Source organism: Accumulibacter sp., assembly GCF_036625275.1.
Lineage (GTDB): Bacteria > Pseudomonadota > Gammaproteobacteria > Burkholderiales > Rhodocyclaceae > Accumulibacter.
The window spans coordinates 1-14,443 of the sequence record NZ_JAZKUD010000013.1 but is presented as its reverse complement, the minus strand read 5'-3'; the positions used below and the strand labels follow the sequence as shown (position 1 = coordinate 14,443).

The following is a 14,443-nucleotide window of genomic DNA, read 5'->3' as shown; positions in this document are numbered from 1 at the left end:
ATGTCCAAGGACTTGAGCGCTGGCCAGTTCGTCGCCTGGTTCCGGTCGGTTGCGCCGTACGTCAATCTCTTTCGCGGCAAGACCTTTCTGATCGCCTTTGGCGGCAAGGCGATCGCCGGAGAACTGGCACGTACGCTGGCCTATGACGTGAATCTGCTGGCCGCGCTTGGTGTGCGCCTGGTGCTGGTGCATGGCGCACGGCCACAGATCGAGAAGTTGATGCGCGAGCGCGGCCTGCAATCGGTCTACCATGGCAACTATCGCGTCACCGATGCCCAGGCGATCGCCTGCGTGATCGACGCGGTGGGCAGCATCTATGTCGAAATCGAGGCCCTGCTTTCGCAGGGTCTTGCCGATACGCCAATGGCCAACAGCACGATTCGCGTCGTTGGCGGCAATTTCATTACGGCCAAGCCGGTCGGAGTCGTCGATGGCGTCGATCTGCAATACTCGGGGCAGGTGCGCAAGCTGGACGCCGAGGGCATCCGTGCGCAGCTCGGCCTTGGCAATATCGTCCTTCTTTCGTGCATCGGTTCGAGCCCGACCGGGGAAATCTTCAACCTGGCGATGGAGGAGGTGGCCGAGGCGGTGGCCACCTCGCTGCTCGCCGACAAGCTGATCTTTCTGAGCGACAGCCGGGGCGCCACCGACATCGACGGTGCTCTGCTCGATGAGCTGACCGTCGAGGCTGCGGAAAGGTTGATCAGTCTCGGCGACTGGTTGTCGACCGATCTCAAACGCTACCTGCCTTGTGCAGTTCGGGCCAGTCGGGCCGGCGTTGGGCGCGTGCACCTGATCGGTTACGACGAGGACGGCACCTTGCTGCGCGAACTCTTCACGCACGACGGCGTGGGCACGGTGATCACCCAGAAATCGCTTGAGCAGTTGCATGACGCCGGGCCGGACGATATCGGCGGCCTGGTGGCGCTGATCGAGCCGCTCGAGGAAGATGGCACACTGGTACGTCGCTCGCGCGAGTTGCTCGAACGTGAGATCACACGCTTCTCGGTGGTTGAACACGACGGCGTGATCGTCGGCTGTGCCGCGCTGTACCCCTACGGCGAGGAACAGGCCGAACTGGCCTGTCTGGCCGTGCATCCACACTATCGTCGCTGGGGTTATGGTGCGCTGCTAATGAAGCGGATCGAGACGCAGGCGCGTGCATCCGGTGTCAGGCGTCTGTTTGTCCTCACCACGGCGACTTCGCAGTGGTTCAAGGAACGTGGTTTCAGTGTCCGCCCGATTGACGAGTTACCGGCCGAAAAACGGCTGGTCTATAACCTGCAACGCCGCTCGATCGTATTGATGAAGGAACTGTAAGGTTTCTGGAAGAGGATCGGATTCGTGCGTTGCTACAGTGACTTCCACATCAACTTCGCCTCGGCGAAATTTCCCCAATGTCTTCAGGTATTAAGGAGTGGTTTCAATGGCAAGAATGGTCAACTGTGTCAAGCTCGGTCGCGAGGCTGAAGGTCTTGATTTCCCCCCTGTTCCTGGTGAACTGGGCAAGCGGATTTTTGAATCGGTCGCCAAGGAAGCATGGCAGCAATGGGTGCGCATGCAGACCATGATCATCAACGAGAACCGCCTCAATCTGGCCGATGCTGCGCATCGCAAGTATCTGACCGAGCAGATGGAAAGGCATTTCTTCGGTAGCGGCGCCGACCAGGTGCAGGGTTACGTGCCGCCTCGCGCCTGAGCGGTCGCGTAGGTTGACGGCGACTGAACAGCCGGCTCGTGCTGTTCGGTTTCGACCATTCGGTCGGCGGTCAGCATTTTCACCCCGGCAGCCGTACCGAGCAGGCAGACATCCGCCGGACGGCGGGCGAACAGGCCGTTGCTGACCACGCCGACGATCTGGTTGATGCGGGTTTCAAGTTCGATCGCATCGACAATCGCGAGTCCGCCGAGGTCCAGGATCAGGTTGCCGTTGTCGGTGACGAAACCTTCGCGCAGTTGCGGTGTGCCACCGATCCGGGCAAGTTCGCGTCGGACATGGCCAAGCGCCATCGGGATGACCTCGACGGGCAGCGGAAAACTACCCAGTACCGACACCAGTTTCGATTCATCGGCAATACAGACGAATCTTTGCGCGACGGCCGCGACGATCTTCTCGCGCGTCAGCGCGCCACCTCCGCCCTTGACCATCTGCATCGCCGTGTTGATCTCGTCGGCGCCGTCTACATAGACCGGCAGGTAGGCCACGTCGTTGAGTTCGAAGACGACGATGCCATGGCTCTCGAGTCGCTTTTTCGTTGCCTCCGAACTTGCCACCGCCCCCCGGATCCGGTCCCGGATTCGGGCCAGCTCATCGATGAAGCAGTTCGCGGTCGAGCCCGTCCCGACGCCGACGATTTCTCCCTCGATCACCTGTGCGATTGCCGCGCGAGCGACAGCTTTCTTGAGTTCGTCCTGAGTCATGGCGGTTTCTGCTGCGGAGAATTGGATGCCGCCATTGTATCGAAGTGCCGGAACGCTACCCTGGAAACTGCAAGCATGGGAATAAAAATGTTCGGGTGCCACGTCATCGTAATCATTTAACGTCAGTTCGGGATAAGCGTGGGGGATTGAGAGAGCCGACGGACGTCTTGTAGCAACAATTTTGGCTTATTGGGCATGAGGCAATAGGCGATGAGGCCGGCCAGCAGATTGACGGCGAAATGGATGGGCGAGCGATGGCGGGTGTGCTCGATCTGACAGAGGTTTTTCAGTTCGTCGATGACGGTTTCCACGAGCGATCGCTGCCGTAGCATCGCCTCGTCAAAGGGAGTCAGGGCGACGGGCTTCCTGTTTTTCTTGACCTTGGTCACAAAATCAATGCCAAGGTCCTTCATGAAGGCGGTAAGCCATTTGGCGATATAGCCCTTGTCGGCATACAGTTTGCCAAAGAGCCGCTCCGCAAAGTGGCACCAGGGTTTGCGGTCATCGACATTGCCCGGAGTGAGCTTGACGCCCAGCAGTTCGCCCAAGTGATTGATGACCCGATGGAGTTTGAACCCGAAAAACCAGCCGGTAGAACTCTTGCCCCGCGCCGCCATGCCCTGGAAGACCCGGTGAGACGAAATCCGCAGGTTTTCGCAGACGGTGAGGGGCGTCGAATCGGCCATCGACACTCCCGTGCACTGGCCCGTGAGTTCCTCGAACAGAGCGGCCAGCGCTATCGCGCAGCGCGGCAACCACTCGACACACCGCTGATACGTCGGTAGCCGGGGAAATTCAGCGCGCAGGTGTGGGCACACATGAATCAGGTAGAAGGACTTGAACTGCCGGTAGCGAATCTGATGGAACAGCACCACCCGCGTCATCAACTCGGGTAGGGAAAGACTGCCTTTCCGTGACCGGTGACGCTTGCCATCGGTCAGCAGTCGGGCCTTGAGTTGGGGTTCGGCCGCTTTGTAAAAGTCGTCTATCCGGCAGTCAGTGTCGGTCATCTCGTCCATGATGAGGCCCTCTGTATAACGGGGTTGATTAGGTCATGCACCCAATTTACCCAGACAACGGCGACGCCCATCGGTTTCTCATCAACAGGTTAGCGCCACTTTTCCGGCTTCGTTATCCCGAACTGACGTTAATCATTTACGTCCGCCAAGATTTTTCCTCCAAACGTAAGTTGCGCGTCATAATGGCAGGACTGGTCGACGACCCGACAAGAGGCACCTTCGCAAGCGCGACTTGCTGCACATGAACCTTGCCTGGCTGAGCTGCCGGTGAAGCCATGGTTGAAAGGTCGGATCGGCACTGCCCGCAAGAATCTGGAACTTTCCGCGCTCGCTACCAAGCCGGCAGCGGCGCATGGGGGATGAGCCATGTCGATGCTTAAGCTGTGGGAAACCGCAGTCGGCTATTTCTGGCGCCCGGAATTGCCTTGGGCGCTGGGGTTCACTTATGGGCTGGGGCTTGTTCTCCTCCGTTTCCTGCGTGCCGATCGCAAGGCGATCATCAACTCGCTGGAACTCTACGCCTTTTGTCTTTTTGGCAAGTTCGTTTCAGCCGTGCTCGAAGCCTTCGGTCTGTACACCGGGGCAGAGATTGTCCACGAGATTTTTGTCGTGGGTTCCGGTCTGATCATGATCCATCTGACCGGGCTGCTGCTGTTTCGTCTGATCCTCCCACTGATCCGCCTGCGCACACCGAGAATTATCCAAGACCTGCTGGTCTTTGTCGGCTACATCGCCTGGGTGTTGGTGAGATTGCGACTGGCGGGCATGGATCTGGCGAGCCTGGTCACCACTTCGGCACTGATTACTGCGGTCGTTGCCTTCTCGATGCAGGACACGCTGGGCAACACCATGGGGGGGCTGCTGCTGCAGTTGGAGAGTTCGCTCAAGATCGGCGACTGGATTACCATCAGCGGTGTATCGGGACGGATTTCGGAAATCCGTTGGCGTTACACGGCGGTGGAGACGCGAGACGGCGAAACGGTGGTCTTTCCCAACAGTGTCTTGATGAAGAACCCGTTCACCGTCATTTCCAGTCCGACCCAGCGGTGTCCGGAGTGGCGGCGCTGGCTGTGGTTCAACGTGCACTGCTCGGTTCCGCCCGGACGGGTGATCGAGCTTGCCGTCGCGGCAGTTACTGCGGCTGACATCCCGAATGTTGCCAGGGAGCCCGAGCCTGGTTGTGTGCTGATGGAGTTCGGTTCCGGATTCAGCCGTTATGCGTTGCGTTACTGGCTGGTGGACGCTGGCCCCGATTCTCCGACCGATTCTGCAGTCAGAATGTGCCTATTCGCCGCCCTGCAGCGCGCGGGCATCGAGTTCGCGATCACCGAGCACAGCGTGCATATGGTCGTCGATTCACGGCAGCGCCGAGAACGGAGCCAGGCGCACGATTGGCAACGTCGCCAGATGGTTCTCCGTTCCGCCGATCTGTTCAACGGGTTAACCGAAGGCGAGATTTCGATCATGGCCGAAGGTCTGACCTACGCGCCGTTTGCCAACGGGGATGTGATCATTCGTCAGGGTGTGGCCGGTGATTCGCTCTACCTGCTGGCTGAAGGGGAAGTCGATGTCTGGATCGAAACGCACGGGCAACTTCGCCGTCATGTCGCCACCCTGGGTCCGGGCGAGGTATTCGGCGAGGTTGGGATGATGACTGGCGAGCCGCGCCGAGCCACATTAACCGCCAAGCATTACGCGCAATGCTACCGACTGGACAGGACAAGCTTCGAGCAGGTGATTCACTCGCGACCCGAAATCGCTGAGGAAATCGCACGAGTTCTCGCGACCCGCGAACGGAAATTGGCATCTTTTCAAGAGGATGACCGCATGCAACTCACGAGCAGCGAGGTTACGCAGCGTGCACAGAGCATTCTGGGGAAGATGCGCAAGTTTTTCGGATTTCGCTGAAACCGTTACAGTGCGCGGCAGATCGTCTGTCGACGGCGGATCGCCCGATCTACCGGTTCCGTGCAACCTGTTCCAGCCGGGTAATGGAATGTCCGAAAACGGCCAGCCCCGTTGAACCCTTGCCGCTAGACTGGCAGCATGCCTGTAGCCAACCACCCTCCCGCGATGATTACAACCCATGCTGGCCGGTTCACTCCGGCGGCCTGCTACCAAGCGATGAAGGCGCATGACGCACGTTTCGATGGTCGATTCTTTGTCGGGGTTTCCTCGACGCGAATCTATTGCCGGCCGATCTGCCGGGTGAAGTTGCCTCTGTTCGAGAACTGCAGTTTCTATGTCAGCGCAGCGGCGGCCGAGGCAGCCGGCTATCGGCCCTGTCTGAAGTGCCGGCCGGAACTGGCGCCGGGATTCGCCGCCAGCGAGGCGAGCGCGAAACTGGCACATACCGCGGCACGCTTGATCGAAGACGCCATCGCAGGGATCGGCGGCCCCGCCAATGGCAACGTGGTTCAACATCTGAGCGAAATTGCGGCGCGCGTCGGAGTGACCGGTCGGCACTTGCGGCGGATTTTTCAGACCGAATTCGGTGTGTCGCCGGTGCAGTATGCGCAAACGCATCGCCTGCTGCTGGCCAAGCGATTGCTGACCGATACCGCACTGCCGGTCGCCGAAGTCGCTTTCGCCAGCGGTTTTTCCAGTGTTCGCCGTATGAATGCGCTGTTTTCGGAGCGCTATGGATTTGCTCCGACGCGCTTGCGCAACAGCCTGGCCGAGGCGGGTGAAGCGATCGCAGCCGTCGCTGAAAACATCCCTTTCCTCACCTTCAACCTGGCGTATCGCGCCCCGTTTGACTGGCCGGCGCTGCTCGCCTTTCTTGAGCAGCGCGTTTTGGCGGGCGTCGAGGCGGTCAGCGACGGCAGGTATCGCCGCATCCTGCGTTACGTTCGAGACAGCGATGGGCGGGCCATTTGCAGTTGGCTGCAAGTGGCCGACCAGGCGCACAGAAATGCGCTGCAAGTGACGCTGTCGCCCGCCTTTGCGCCGGTAATCGCAGGCGTGCTGAGCCATGTCAAACACGTTTTCGATGTGCACGCCGACCCTTGGGAAATCGGCGCGGCGCTCGGCCGGCTTGCGCAAGGATCGAGCGGCCTGCGCCTGCCGGGGGCCTTCGATGGCTTCGAACTCGCGGTGCGGGCCGTCCTCGGACAGCAGATCACGGTCGCCGCGGCACGCACACTGGCAACGCGCTTCGTTGCCACTTTCGCCGAGCCGATCGAATTCGAGGTCGCGCCCCCCTTCACCGACTTGAATTCTGCCTTCCCCACGGCGAGTCGGGTGGCGACTCTGATGCCGGCCGAACTCACCCGCCTGGGCATCGTTGCCACGCGTGCGCATGCGCTGATTGCGCTGGCGCAAAAAATGGTCGCCGGTGAGCTCGACCTGTCACCTGGCGCAAACCTTGAGTCGACTTGCGCCGCCCTGCAATCGATCCGGGGTATCGGCCCATGGACGGCACACTACATCGCCATGCGGGCACTGTCCTGGCCGGATGCGTGGCCGCCGCACGATGTCGGATTGCTCAAGGCGCTCGGCCTGCCGAACACCGCCAGTGGCTGGCGCGCAGCCGAGGCCATCGCCGAGCCGTGGCGACCCTGGCGCAGCTATGCGCTAATGCACCTGTGGACCCTTCAGGAGAAAACCGCATGACCACTCATTCGACGCATTTCGACTCGCCGGTCGGCCGCCTGCTGGCGTTGGCCAGCAACGAAGCGATCATTGCCCTGCATATTCTGGGTGGCAAGCATCCGCCAGCGCCAGGCGAGCCCTGGCTCGATTCGCCGCAACTGCCGGTGTTCCTGCAGTTGCGACAGGAACTCTCCGAATACTTCGCCGGTCGGCGACGACAGTTCGAGCTCAGGCTGGCGCCCGTGGGTAGCGGTTTTCAGCAAGCGGCGTGGCTCGCGCTGACCCGGATCCCGTACGGACAGACCTGCAGCTATGGCCAGCAGGCGGCAGTGATCGGCAGACCGACGGCAGTGCGCGCGGTCGCTGCCGCCAACGGCCGCAACCCGATCGCCATCCTTGTGCCGTGTCACCGCGTGATTGCGGCAAACGGCGCCTTGACGGGTTACGCTGGCGGGCTGGACAACAAGGCCTTTCTTTTGCGACTCGAAGGTGGCGCCGCTTGATCGCACCGCTGGCCGTCGCGACAGGTAGTCAGAGCAGCACAGTCATGACCCTGACACCACTTCGAGGATGCCTGGAAAAGTCATGGCTGTTAAGGGGAAGTTAAGCAACGGACCATAAACTGCGGCAGTTCCTTACCGGGGATCTGTCATGCAGACCGCAAAACGCGACGTTTTTCAAAGCCGTTCCAACCCGCCCACCGTCACTCACAGTGCCGTCGATTCGCCGCGGCGCAAAGAAACCGAAGCTTTCATCAGGACGATCTTTGCGCGCCACCACGGCGCCCAGGTATCGTCGTTTGCTCCCAACTTGCTGCTGCTCGAGGAGCAGCAACGAATCGTGGCCGCCACTGGCTGGCGCGCTGCCCGCAGCGACGTGCTGTTTCTCGAGCACTATCTCGACCAGCCGATTGAAGAGGCGATGGCGCAACTGGCCAACCAGCGAGTCAGCCGTGAGCGCATCGTCGAAGTAGGCCATCTCGCTGCCGAAAAAGCCGGCGGCACCGTACAGGTGGTGCTGGCCCTCGCAACTCACCTCGACCGATTGGGCTACGAGTGGGTCGTGTTCACCGCCACGCGTGAGCTGATCGGCATCTTTACCCGCCTGGGCCTTCCCTTGCTGGCATTGGCCCCGGCCGACCCTGCTCGTCTCGGCGATGCCGCCGGCGCCTGGGGTCATTATTACGACTCGCAGCCGATCGTCGTCGCCGGACGAATCCGCATGGCGATCGAGCGGATCGGCCGGTACGCATGAGCGCCGGGATCCTGTTTGCCACTCTGGCCGAACGCGCGCCCGACGAGGTCGTCCTGCAGGGGGCCACGAAAACCTGGTGTGCTGCCGAGCTGCGGTCGGAGGTCGAGGATCTGGCCGCCTGGCTGGCGGGTACCCGCGTCCTCGCCGTCCTCGCCGACAATGGGCCGGCGTGGGTGATTGCCGATCTCGCCGCCTTGCGTGCCGGGGCCGTTCATCTGCCGCTACCCGGTTTCTTCAGCCAGCCGCAACTGGCACACGCCCTCGAGCAGAGTGCAGCCGATACGCTGCTGACCGACCAGCCGGCGCGTATTGCCGAACTGGACCTCGGTTTTGTCACCAATGGCGAATGGAACGGGCTGACCCGGATGCAGCGATCGGTGCCGGCGGTGTTCCTGCCGACCGGCACCGCCAAGATTTCCTTCACTTCGGGTAGCACCGGGGCGCCGAAAGGCGTCTGTCTCGGCGCTGCCGGCCTGATGGCGACCGCCCGGGCGCTTGTGGATCGGCTAGCTAATCTGCCGATTCGTACCCATCTGGCCGTCCTGCCGCTGTCCTTGCTGCTCGAGAACTGCGCGGGCATCTACGCGCCGCTGCTGCGCGCCGCCCGGATCTGTCTGCCCGATCTGTCCTCGCTGGGCTGGCACGGTATGGCTGCGTTCACTCCGGCGGCGCTGCAGCGTGCCGTTTGCGCAGCGGCTGCGAACAGCCTGATCCTTGTTCCCGAGTTGCTCAAGGCCTGGACAATATTCCTGGCGACCACGAAACAACGTGCGCCATCGGGACTCCGCTACGTCGCCGTCGGTGGTGCCCGGATCTCTCCGGATCTCCTTTCTCGGGCACGTGCACTGGGTCTGCCGGCTTACGAGGGCTATGGGCTGACCGAGTGTGGATCGGTGGTCAGCCTCAATCGCCCAGGAGATGACGGCATCGGTGTCGGACGCCCACTCGATCCTCTCGCCGTGCGCATCGATGATGGCGAGATCCGGGTCGGGACACGCAGCTTTCTTGGCTACGTCGGTGACCGCTCAAGCGGGCAGGACGGGATCATCGCGCCGGTGCGCGAGTTCGCCACGGGAGACCTGGGTCGCTGCGACGCTGACGGCCATCTCCATTTGTCGGGGCGGCGCAAGAATCTCCTGATCACTTCCTGGGGCCGCAACATCGCACCCGAGTGGGTCGAGTCGATCCTGCTGGCGCAGCCGGCCATCGCGCAAGCGGTGGTCACCGGTGACGGCAGGCCCTGGCTCAGTGCCGTGCTCGTCGCATCGCCCGGCGTCGACAACGCCAGTCTGGAGGCTGCACTACAGCGAGCCAACGATGCGCTGCCTGACTACGCGCGTATCGAACGCTGGCTTGCCGCCGCACCGTTCAGCGCCGCGAATGGTCTGGCCACCGGTAACGGCCGTCCGATTCGCAGTGCCATTTTGAATGACCACGCTGCCGGGCTGGCGGCGCTTTATCGTGAGAAGGAAGCAGCCGATGTCGTTTCATGAAACATTGATTGCCGCCACGGCGGCAGAGCGCGCGCATCTGCTGGCTGCGCCGGTGATCGCCGATTGCCTGCAGGGCCGCGTGAGTCTGGAGAGCTACCTGGCCTTCCTCGGGCAGGCCTATCACCACGTCCGGCATACGACGCCCTTGCTGATGACCCTCGGTGGGCGCCTGCCCGAACGTTTGTCGTGGCTGAGGCGAGCGGTTGCCGAATACATCGACGAGGAGATTGGCCACGAGGAATGGATCCTCGGCGATATCACTGCCGCCGGTGGTGACGCCGCCACCGTGCGCGCGAGTCGGCCCGACCTGCCGGCCGAGGTCATGGTCGCCTACGCCTACGATCTGCTCGGTCGCGGCAATCCAGCGGCGTTCTTCGGGATGGTCTTCGTCCTCGAGGGCACCAGCGTGGCTCTGGCCTTGCAGGCAGCCGACCGCATTCAACGGGCGCTGGCGCTGCCGAATGCCGCTTTCACCTATCTGCGTTCGCACGGCACCCTGGATCAGGAGCACACCCGCCATCTGGCGGCACTGCTCGAAAAGATGACGCCTGCTGATCAGGCCGATGTCGTGCACAGTGCGCGGGTCTTCTACAAACTGTACGGGGACGTATTCCGGGCCCTGCCAAGCGCCGAGGGACGGCCATGCAACTAGAAAACGCACGCATTCTGTTGACGGGCGCCAGCGGCGGACTCGGCCAGGAACTCGCCCAGCAGTTAACCGACAGCGGTGCCACGCTGTTGCTCGCCGGGCGCGATAGCGGCCGTCTTGACTCCCTGGCCGCATCGCTGGGGCCAGGTGCAGCCAGTATCTGCGCCGATCTCGGTCAGCCGGCGGGCATTGCAGCGCTTGCCGGTGCGGCACGCGAGTTCGCTATCAACGTGCTGATCAACAACGCCGGTGTCGGCGCTTTTGGCCTGTTCGAGAATCAGGACTGGGCGACCATCGAGCGGGTTCTGGCGACCAATCTGGATGCGCCGATTCATCTCACTCAGGCGCTGCTGCCGTGGCTCAAGGCGCAGCCGCAAGCGGCGATCGTCAACATCGGGTCGACCTTCGGCAGCCTGCCATTTCCCGGTTTCGCTGCCTACTCGGCAGCCAAGGCCGGGCTGCGCGGGTTTTCCCAAGCACTGCGTCGGGAACTGGCCGATTCGTCGGTGGCGGTCATCCATCTCGCACCCCGCGCCATCGATACACCACTCAACAGCGATGCCGTCAAGGCACTGAACCGTGCGCTGAAGAATCACAGCGACAGCGTTGAAGACGTTGCCCGGCAGGTCGTCCGTGCCCTGTGCCGCGGTCGCGGCGAGCATCACTTTGGCTTTCCCGAACGACTGTTCGCCTGGCTCAACGGCGTCGCACCATCGCTCATCGATCGCGGACTGGCCGGCAAGCTGGCGATCATCAAGCGCTATGGTTCCTCCTCTTGATCTCCCCCAGAAAGGATTGACCCCATGAACATTTCTTGTCAGGCACGCCGACTCCTTGCGCTGCCGTTCTTTCTTGTCTGCACGAACCTGGCTCTGGCGTCGACGCCAGAAGACCTGATCCGCCCGATTCAGGAGCAATGGGCGGAGATCAAGTATCGTCAGCCGGAGAAGCAGCAGGCCGACAGCTATCGTGCGCTGGCCGTCCAGGCAAGAAAGATCGTCGACGGCAACCCGAAGATGTCCGAGCCGCTGATCTGGGAGGGCATCGTTCTATCCAGCGAGGCGGGCGCCAAGGGTGGCCTCGGCGCGCTGTCGCTGGCCAAGGAAGCGCGTCAGCGTCTGGACGAAGCCCTCAAGCTGAACGACAAGGCGCTCAACGGTTCGGCGTACACGAGTCTGGCGACGCTGTACGCCAAGGTGCCGGGCTGGCCGGTTGGCTTTGGCGACAAGGAACGCGCCGAGGAGTATTTCAAGAAGGCGCTGGCGATCAACCCGGACGGCATTGACCCGAACTTCTTTTACGGGGAGTATCTTGCCGAGCGCGGCAAGACCGTCGAAGCGCTCACGCATCTCGAAAAGGCGCTCAAGGCACCACCCCGCGCCGGTCGCGAACTTGCCGACAATGGTCGCCGCCAGGAAATCCAGGCCCTGCTGGCCAAGCTCAGGAAGGAAAGCAGGTAAGTGCGGGTTCTGCCGGTCGAAGACGACGATCTGCTCAAAGATCGTCCCGGCTGACGGGGCTATTGCCCAGATAAGGCAGGTACGGCGGGCAGGTACGGCGGGCAGGCACGGCGCGAATCTTGAACCGTGAGCCATGCAGTCCACTGGCTAGGCTGGCTTGCGCTGGCTGCTGGCGGCGACCGGGGCGAGGTCCTGGATCAATTGCAGATCGTTGTCTTGTGCGAAATGTAGTACGAAGCGATAGGCCATGGGCTCCACTTCGTATAATCGCCCGTCTACGAAAACCGCTTTTTCGCCCTTGTAGGTTCTGGGACCGACATAGGGCGAATAGCGCATTTTCTTCTCGGCGCCAAAAGCTGACAAAACACCGCAAAGTCTTTCGGCCCAGTCGCTGGGGCGGAACCTCTTGCCTGCGATGGTCAGACCGACGATGATGAAAGAGGAGTGCGACGTAGTGGTCATATCTCGGTGGTATCGTAGCGAGGAGAACCGCGAATTACTCTCTTGGGTTGTCGTTGAGCGCCTTCCGACAGCGTCGACATCGCAATTCTAACAGAAAGACGGCGGTCTTGCCGGGTCCGGCTGTCCAGAAGTGCTTGCTCGAAACACACCCCCACTCCTCTTTCCCTGCAGTGGCAGGAAGCGCATATCGAAAGCCGGTGTGCGGCAATGTGTCGGCCAGTTGTCAGACAAACGCGATGCCGGATTCCTGTAGCCCCACCAGATCGATCCTGACCGCATTCTGCGGGGTATTGGCAGCAATCACACCCAGACCGGCTGGAGTGAGCGTACCGCTGTCGAGCAGGCCGGTGAAGAAGGCCAGGTCGTCTGGTGGAGGGGCATTCCCGATCACATTGGTGTAGAGCAGGTTCACCACCGCTTGATGGCTGGTGTCGGCACCGAGGCGGACGTTGAGTGCCAGTTGCATCAGGTCTTGATAGGACATGCCGTCATCGAGCAGGCCCAATCCGATGCCGACGTAGGCGAGGTTGTGGACCGAGTCCGCGCCGAACACGGCCCCGAGAACCTTGGCCGTGGTGCCGGCATGACCGTCGATGTCCAAGGCGATTTTCCGATCGGCGAACTGCAGGCGCTCGACGCTGACCAGAGTGTCTGCCCCGGCGCTGTCGGGCTTCTCGATCGAATACGTGCCACCGGCCGAGCGCTGCAGCGTATAGGTACTGCGCGCCAGTGCGAAGACCAGCGTGTCGACGCCATTGCCGCCGTCCAGCGTGTCGTTGCCACGGGTACTGATCAAGGTGTCGTTGCCGTCGGATCCTTCCAGGCGATTATCGCCGGTGCTGCCGGTCAGGGTGTCGCCAAAAACGCTGCCGGTCACGTCTTCGATATTGCGCAGGGTGTCCTTGCCCAGCCCGCCAGTGGCCTGGCCGGTAGTCAGGTTGACATTGACGGCAAACGCTGCGCTGTAATAGGCGACGATGTCGACCCCGCCGAGTCCGTCGATGGTGTCGTCACCGCCGTTCCCCTCCAAGTGGTCGCGGCCTGCACCACCGGTGATGGTATCGTTGCCATCGCCCCCCAGGAACCCGACGGACGCATCATTGCCAATGAAGGTGTCATTGAAGCTGGAGCCGAATACCAGCTCGACGCCCGCGATGCTATCCGATCCGGCGCCGCCGTTGGCCGTTCCGGTCGCCAGGTTGATCACCACTCCAGCGGTGGCGGCGCTGAAATACAGGTAGTCATAGCCGTCACCACCGTCAATGGTATCGTTGCCACTGCCACTGTGGATGACATCATCGCCGGTGCCGCCCAGCAAGAGGTCATTGCCGCCACCGCTGCTGAGGGTGTCGTTGCCCGCCTGTCCATCGATCCGCTCGTTGCTGGTCGTGCCGGTCAGCACATCGTTGTTGCTGCTGCCGTTGATCTCCAGCGCGTTGAGCACGGGCACGCTTACCGCGGTGCCGGCAAAGTTCGTGGGCGTGGCGCTGACCTGGTCGCCGCTGCGCGCCAGGCTGCGAACACCGTCGACGGGCAGTCCAGCGTAGGTGATGGTATCCACCCCGCCAAAGTTCAGACTCCCGCCGCTGGTAAACAGGAAACCAGCCGGCATAATGAAATCGGGAGCGACCAGACCCAGGTCTGCGAATGCCTGGGTGGCGACCAGTACCGACTTGTTGGCTGTGCGGCTGCTGGGCAGGTCACTGGGGAAGGTGAAGGTATGGGTCACCCCCTCACGGGATGAACTGATCGCCACGCCCGCCCAATGCGATTCGCCGTTGAAGTTGCCAACCGTCAGTTCGATGAACTGAATGGTGCCGGTGGGGTTGGAGTACAACTCGTTGATCCGGAATAGGTGGAAGCTCATGACGGGACACTCCTTCCAGGAGAATGGACAATATGATGAGGCGAAGCCGAGCCCGGCAGTCTCGCACGATGGCGCCGATGCAGCACCGCGCTGGTCGGCTCAGAGGCTGTGAATTTTTCACTTTCGCATCACGTTCGGCACGACCAGACGACTAGCGCCCGCCTGGTCCTAAGTATGCGTAATACATGTTTTGGCTAACCGTTTGGCCTTGGTCTACCGCATTT

At 61.9% G+C, this 14,443-nt stretch carries 14 protein-coding genes; 10 read left to right on the top strand and 4 right to left on the bottom strand.

Going from position 1 to position 14,443, the window contains the following annotated elements:
• Positions 1-1,320, top strand: a complete 1,320-nt coding sequence (gene argA, locus V5B39_RS07310; protein WP_332342258.1) for an amino-acid N-acetyltransferase — start codon at positions 1-3, stop codon at positions 1,318-1,320.
• Positions 1,321-1,426: 106 nt separating this feature from the next.
• A complete protein-coding gene (locus V5B39_RS07305; RefSeq protein ID WP_332342257.1) occupies positions 1,427-1,699 on the top strand; it encodes an oxidative damage protection protein in 273 nt (90 codons plus the stop codon).
• Here V5B39_RS07305 and rpiA read toward each other — a convergent pair.
• Entirely contained in the window at positions 1,678-2,421 is a 744-nt protein-coding gene (rpiA, locus tag V5B39_RS07300) for a ribose-5-phosphate isomerase RpiA (protein WP_332342256.1), read from the bottom strand. The genes V5B39_RS07305 and rpiA overlap by 22 nt on opposite strands.
• A gap of 122 nt (positions 2,422-2,543) precedes the next feature.
• A complete protein-coding gene (locus V5B39_RS07295) occupies positions 2,544-3,440 on the bottom strand; it encodes an IS982 family transposase (RefSeq protein WP_332342255.1) in 897 nt (298 codons plus the stop codon).
• A 366-nt stretch (positions 3,441-3,806) separates the two neighbouring features.
• Here V5B39_RS07295 and V5B39_RS07290 point away from each other — a divergent pair, with 366 nt between their 5' ends.
• The 8 genes from V5B39_RS07290 (at position 3,807) to V5B39_RS07255 (ending at position 11,890) form a co-directional block, all read left to right on the top strand.
• A complete protein-coding gene (locus tag V5B39_RS07290; protein WP_332342254.1) occupies positions 3,807-5,348 on the top strand; it encodes a mechanosensitive ion channel family protein in 1,542 nt (513 codons plus the stop codon).
• A gap of 165 nt (positions 5,349-5,513) precedes the next feature.
• Positions 5,514-7,055: a DNA-3-methyladenine glycosylase 2 family protein gene (locus V5B39_RS07285; RefSeq protein WP_332342253.1), complete on the top strand. Its 1,542-nt coding sequence runs from the start codon at positions 5,514-5,516 to the stop codon at positions 7,053-7,055.
• Positions 7,052-7,537 carry a methylated-DNA--[protein]-cysteine S-methyltransferase gene (locus V5B39_RS07280; protein WP_332342252.1) on the top strand — a complete coding sequence of 162 codons (486 nt, stop codon included), beginning with the start codon at positions 7,052-7,054 and terminating at the stop codon, positions 7,535-7,537. Before V5B39_RS07285 ends, V5B39_RS07280 begins: the two co-directional genes overlap by 4 nt.
• A 148-nt stretch (positions 7,538-7,685) precedes the next feature.
• Positions 7,686-8,288: a thermostable hemolysin gene (locus V5B39_RS07275; protein WP_332342251.1), complete on the top strand. Its 603-nt coding sequence runs from the start codon at positions 7,686-7,688 to the stop codon at positions 8,286-8,288.
• Positions 8,285-9,781, top strand: coding sequence for an AMP-binding protein (locus V5B39_RS07270; RefSeq protein ID WP_332342250.1), 1,497 nt, complete (start codon positions 8,285-8,287; stop codon positions 9,779-9,781). Before V5B39_RS07275 ends, V5B39_RS07270 begins: the two co-directional genes overlap by 4 nt.
• Positions 9,768-10,433: a TenA family transcriptional regulator gene (locus V5B39_RS07265; protein ID WP_332342249.1), complete on the top strand. Its 666-nt coding sequence runs from the start codon at positions 9,768-9,770 to the stop codon at positions 10,431-10,433. The genes V5B39_RS07270 and V5B39_RS07265 overlap by 14 nt, the downstream gene beginning before the upstream one ends.
• Positions 10,424-11,209 carry an SDR family oxidoreductase gene (locus tag V5B39_RS07260; protein ID WP_332342248.1) on the top strand — a complete coding sequence of 262 codons (786 nt, stop codon included), beginning with the start codon at positions 10,424-10,426 and terminating at the stop codon, positions 11,207-11,209. Before V5B39_RS07265 ends, V5B39_RS07260 begins: the two co-directional genes overlap by 10 nt.
• Positions 11,210-11,233: 24 nt before the next feature.
• The gene (locus tag V5B39_RS07255) at positions 11,234-11,890 is read left to right on the top strand and encodes a tetratricopeptide repeat protein (protein WP_332342247.1); all 657 of its coding nucleotides are present in this window, start codon (positions 11,234-11,236) and stop codon (positions 11,888-11,890) included.
• A gap of 147 nt (positions 11,891-12,037) precedes the next feature.
• On the opposite strand, the gene V5B39_RS07250 is transcribed toward V5B39_RS07255, so the two are convergent.
• Entirely contained in the window at positions 12,038-12,352 is a 315-nt protein-coding gene (locus V5B39_RS07250) for a DUF3579 domain-containing protein (RefSeq protein WP_332342246.1), read from the bottom strand.
• A gap of 223 nt (positions 12,353-12,575) precedes the next feature.
• Entirely contained in the window at positions 12,576-14,219 is a 1,644-nt protein-coding gene (locus V5B39_RS07245) for a hypothetical protein (protein ID WP_332342245.1), read from the bottom strand.
• Between the last annotated feature and the right edge of the window lie 224 nt (positions 14,220-14,443).

Excerpts from the sequence above, each read along its gene's own strand:
- V5B39_RS07275 (WP_332342251.1), top strand. The coding sequence starts at position 7,686 with ATGCAGACCGCAAAACGCGACGTTTTTCAAAGCCGTTCCAACCCGCCC.
- V5B39_RS07255 (WP_332342247.1), top strand. The coding sequence starts at position 11,234 with ATGAACATTTCTTGTCAGGCACGCCGACTCCTTGCGCTGCCGTTCTTT.
- V5B39_RS07265 (WP_332342249.1), top strand. The coding sequence starts at position 9,768 with ATGTCGTTTCATGAAACATTGATTGCCGCCACGGCGGCAGAGCGCGCG.
- V5B39_RS07285 (WP_332342253.1), top strand. The coding sequence starts at position 5,514 with ATGATTACAACCCATGCTGGCCGGTTCACTCCGGCGGCCTGCTACCAA.
- V5B39_RS07280 (WP_332342252.1), top strand. The coding sequence starts at position 7,052 with ATGACCACTCATTCGACGCATTTCGACTCGCCGGTCGGCCGCCTGCTG.
- V5B39_RS07245 (WP_332342245.1), bottom strand. The coding sequence starts at position 14,219 with ATGAGCTTCCACCTATTCCGGATCAACGAGTTGTACTCCAACCCCACC.
- V5B39_RS07260 (WP_332342248.1), top strand. The coding sequence starts at position 10,424 with ATGCAACTAGAAAACGCACGCATTCTGTTGACGGGCGCCAGCGGCGGA.
- V5B39_RS07295 (WP_332342255.1), bottom strand. The coding sequence starts at position 3,440 with ATGGACGAGATGACCGACACTGACTGCCGGATAGACGACTTTTACAAA.
- V5B39_RS07290 (WP_332342254.1), top strand. The coding sequence starts at position 3,807 with ATGTCGATGCTTAAGCTGTGGGAAACCGCAGTCGGCTATTTCTGGCGC.
- argA (WP_332342258.1), top strand. The coding sequence starts at position 1 with ATGTCCAAGGACTTGAGCGCTGGCCAGTTCGTCGCCTGGTTCCGGTCG.
- V5B39_RS07250 (WP_332342246.1), bottom strand. The coding sequence starts at position 12,352 with ATGACCACTACGTCGCACTCCTCTTTCATCATCGTCGGTCTGACCATC.
- V5B39_RS07270 (WP_332342250.1), top strand. The coding sequence starts at position 8,285 with ATGAGCGCCGGGATCCTGTTTGCCACTCTGGCCGAACGCGCGCCCGAC.
- V5B39_RS07305 (WP_332342257.1), top strand. The coding sequence starts at position 1,427 with ATGGCAAGAATGGTCAACTGTGTCAAGCTCGGTCGCGAGGCTGAAGGT.
- rpiA (WP_332342256.1), bottom strand. The coding sequence starts at position 2,421 with ATGACTCAGGACGAACTCAAGAAAGCTGTCGCTCGCGCGGCAATCGCA.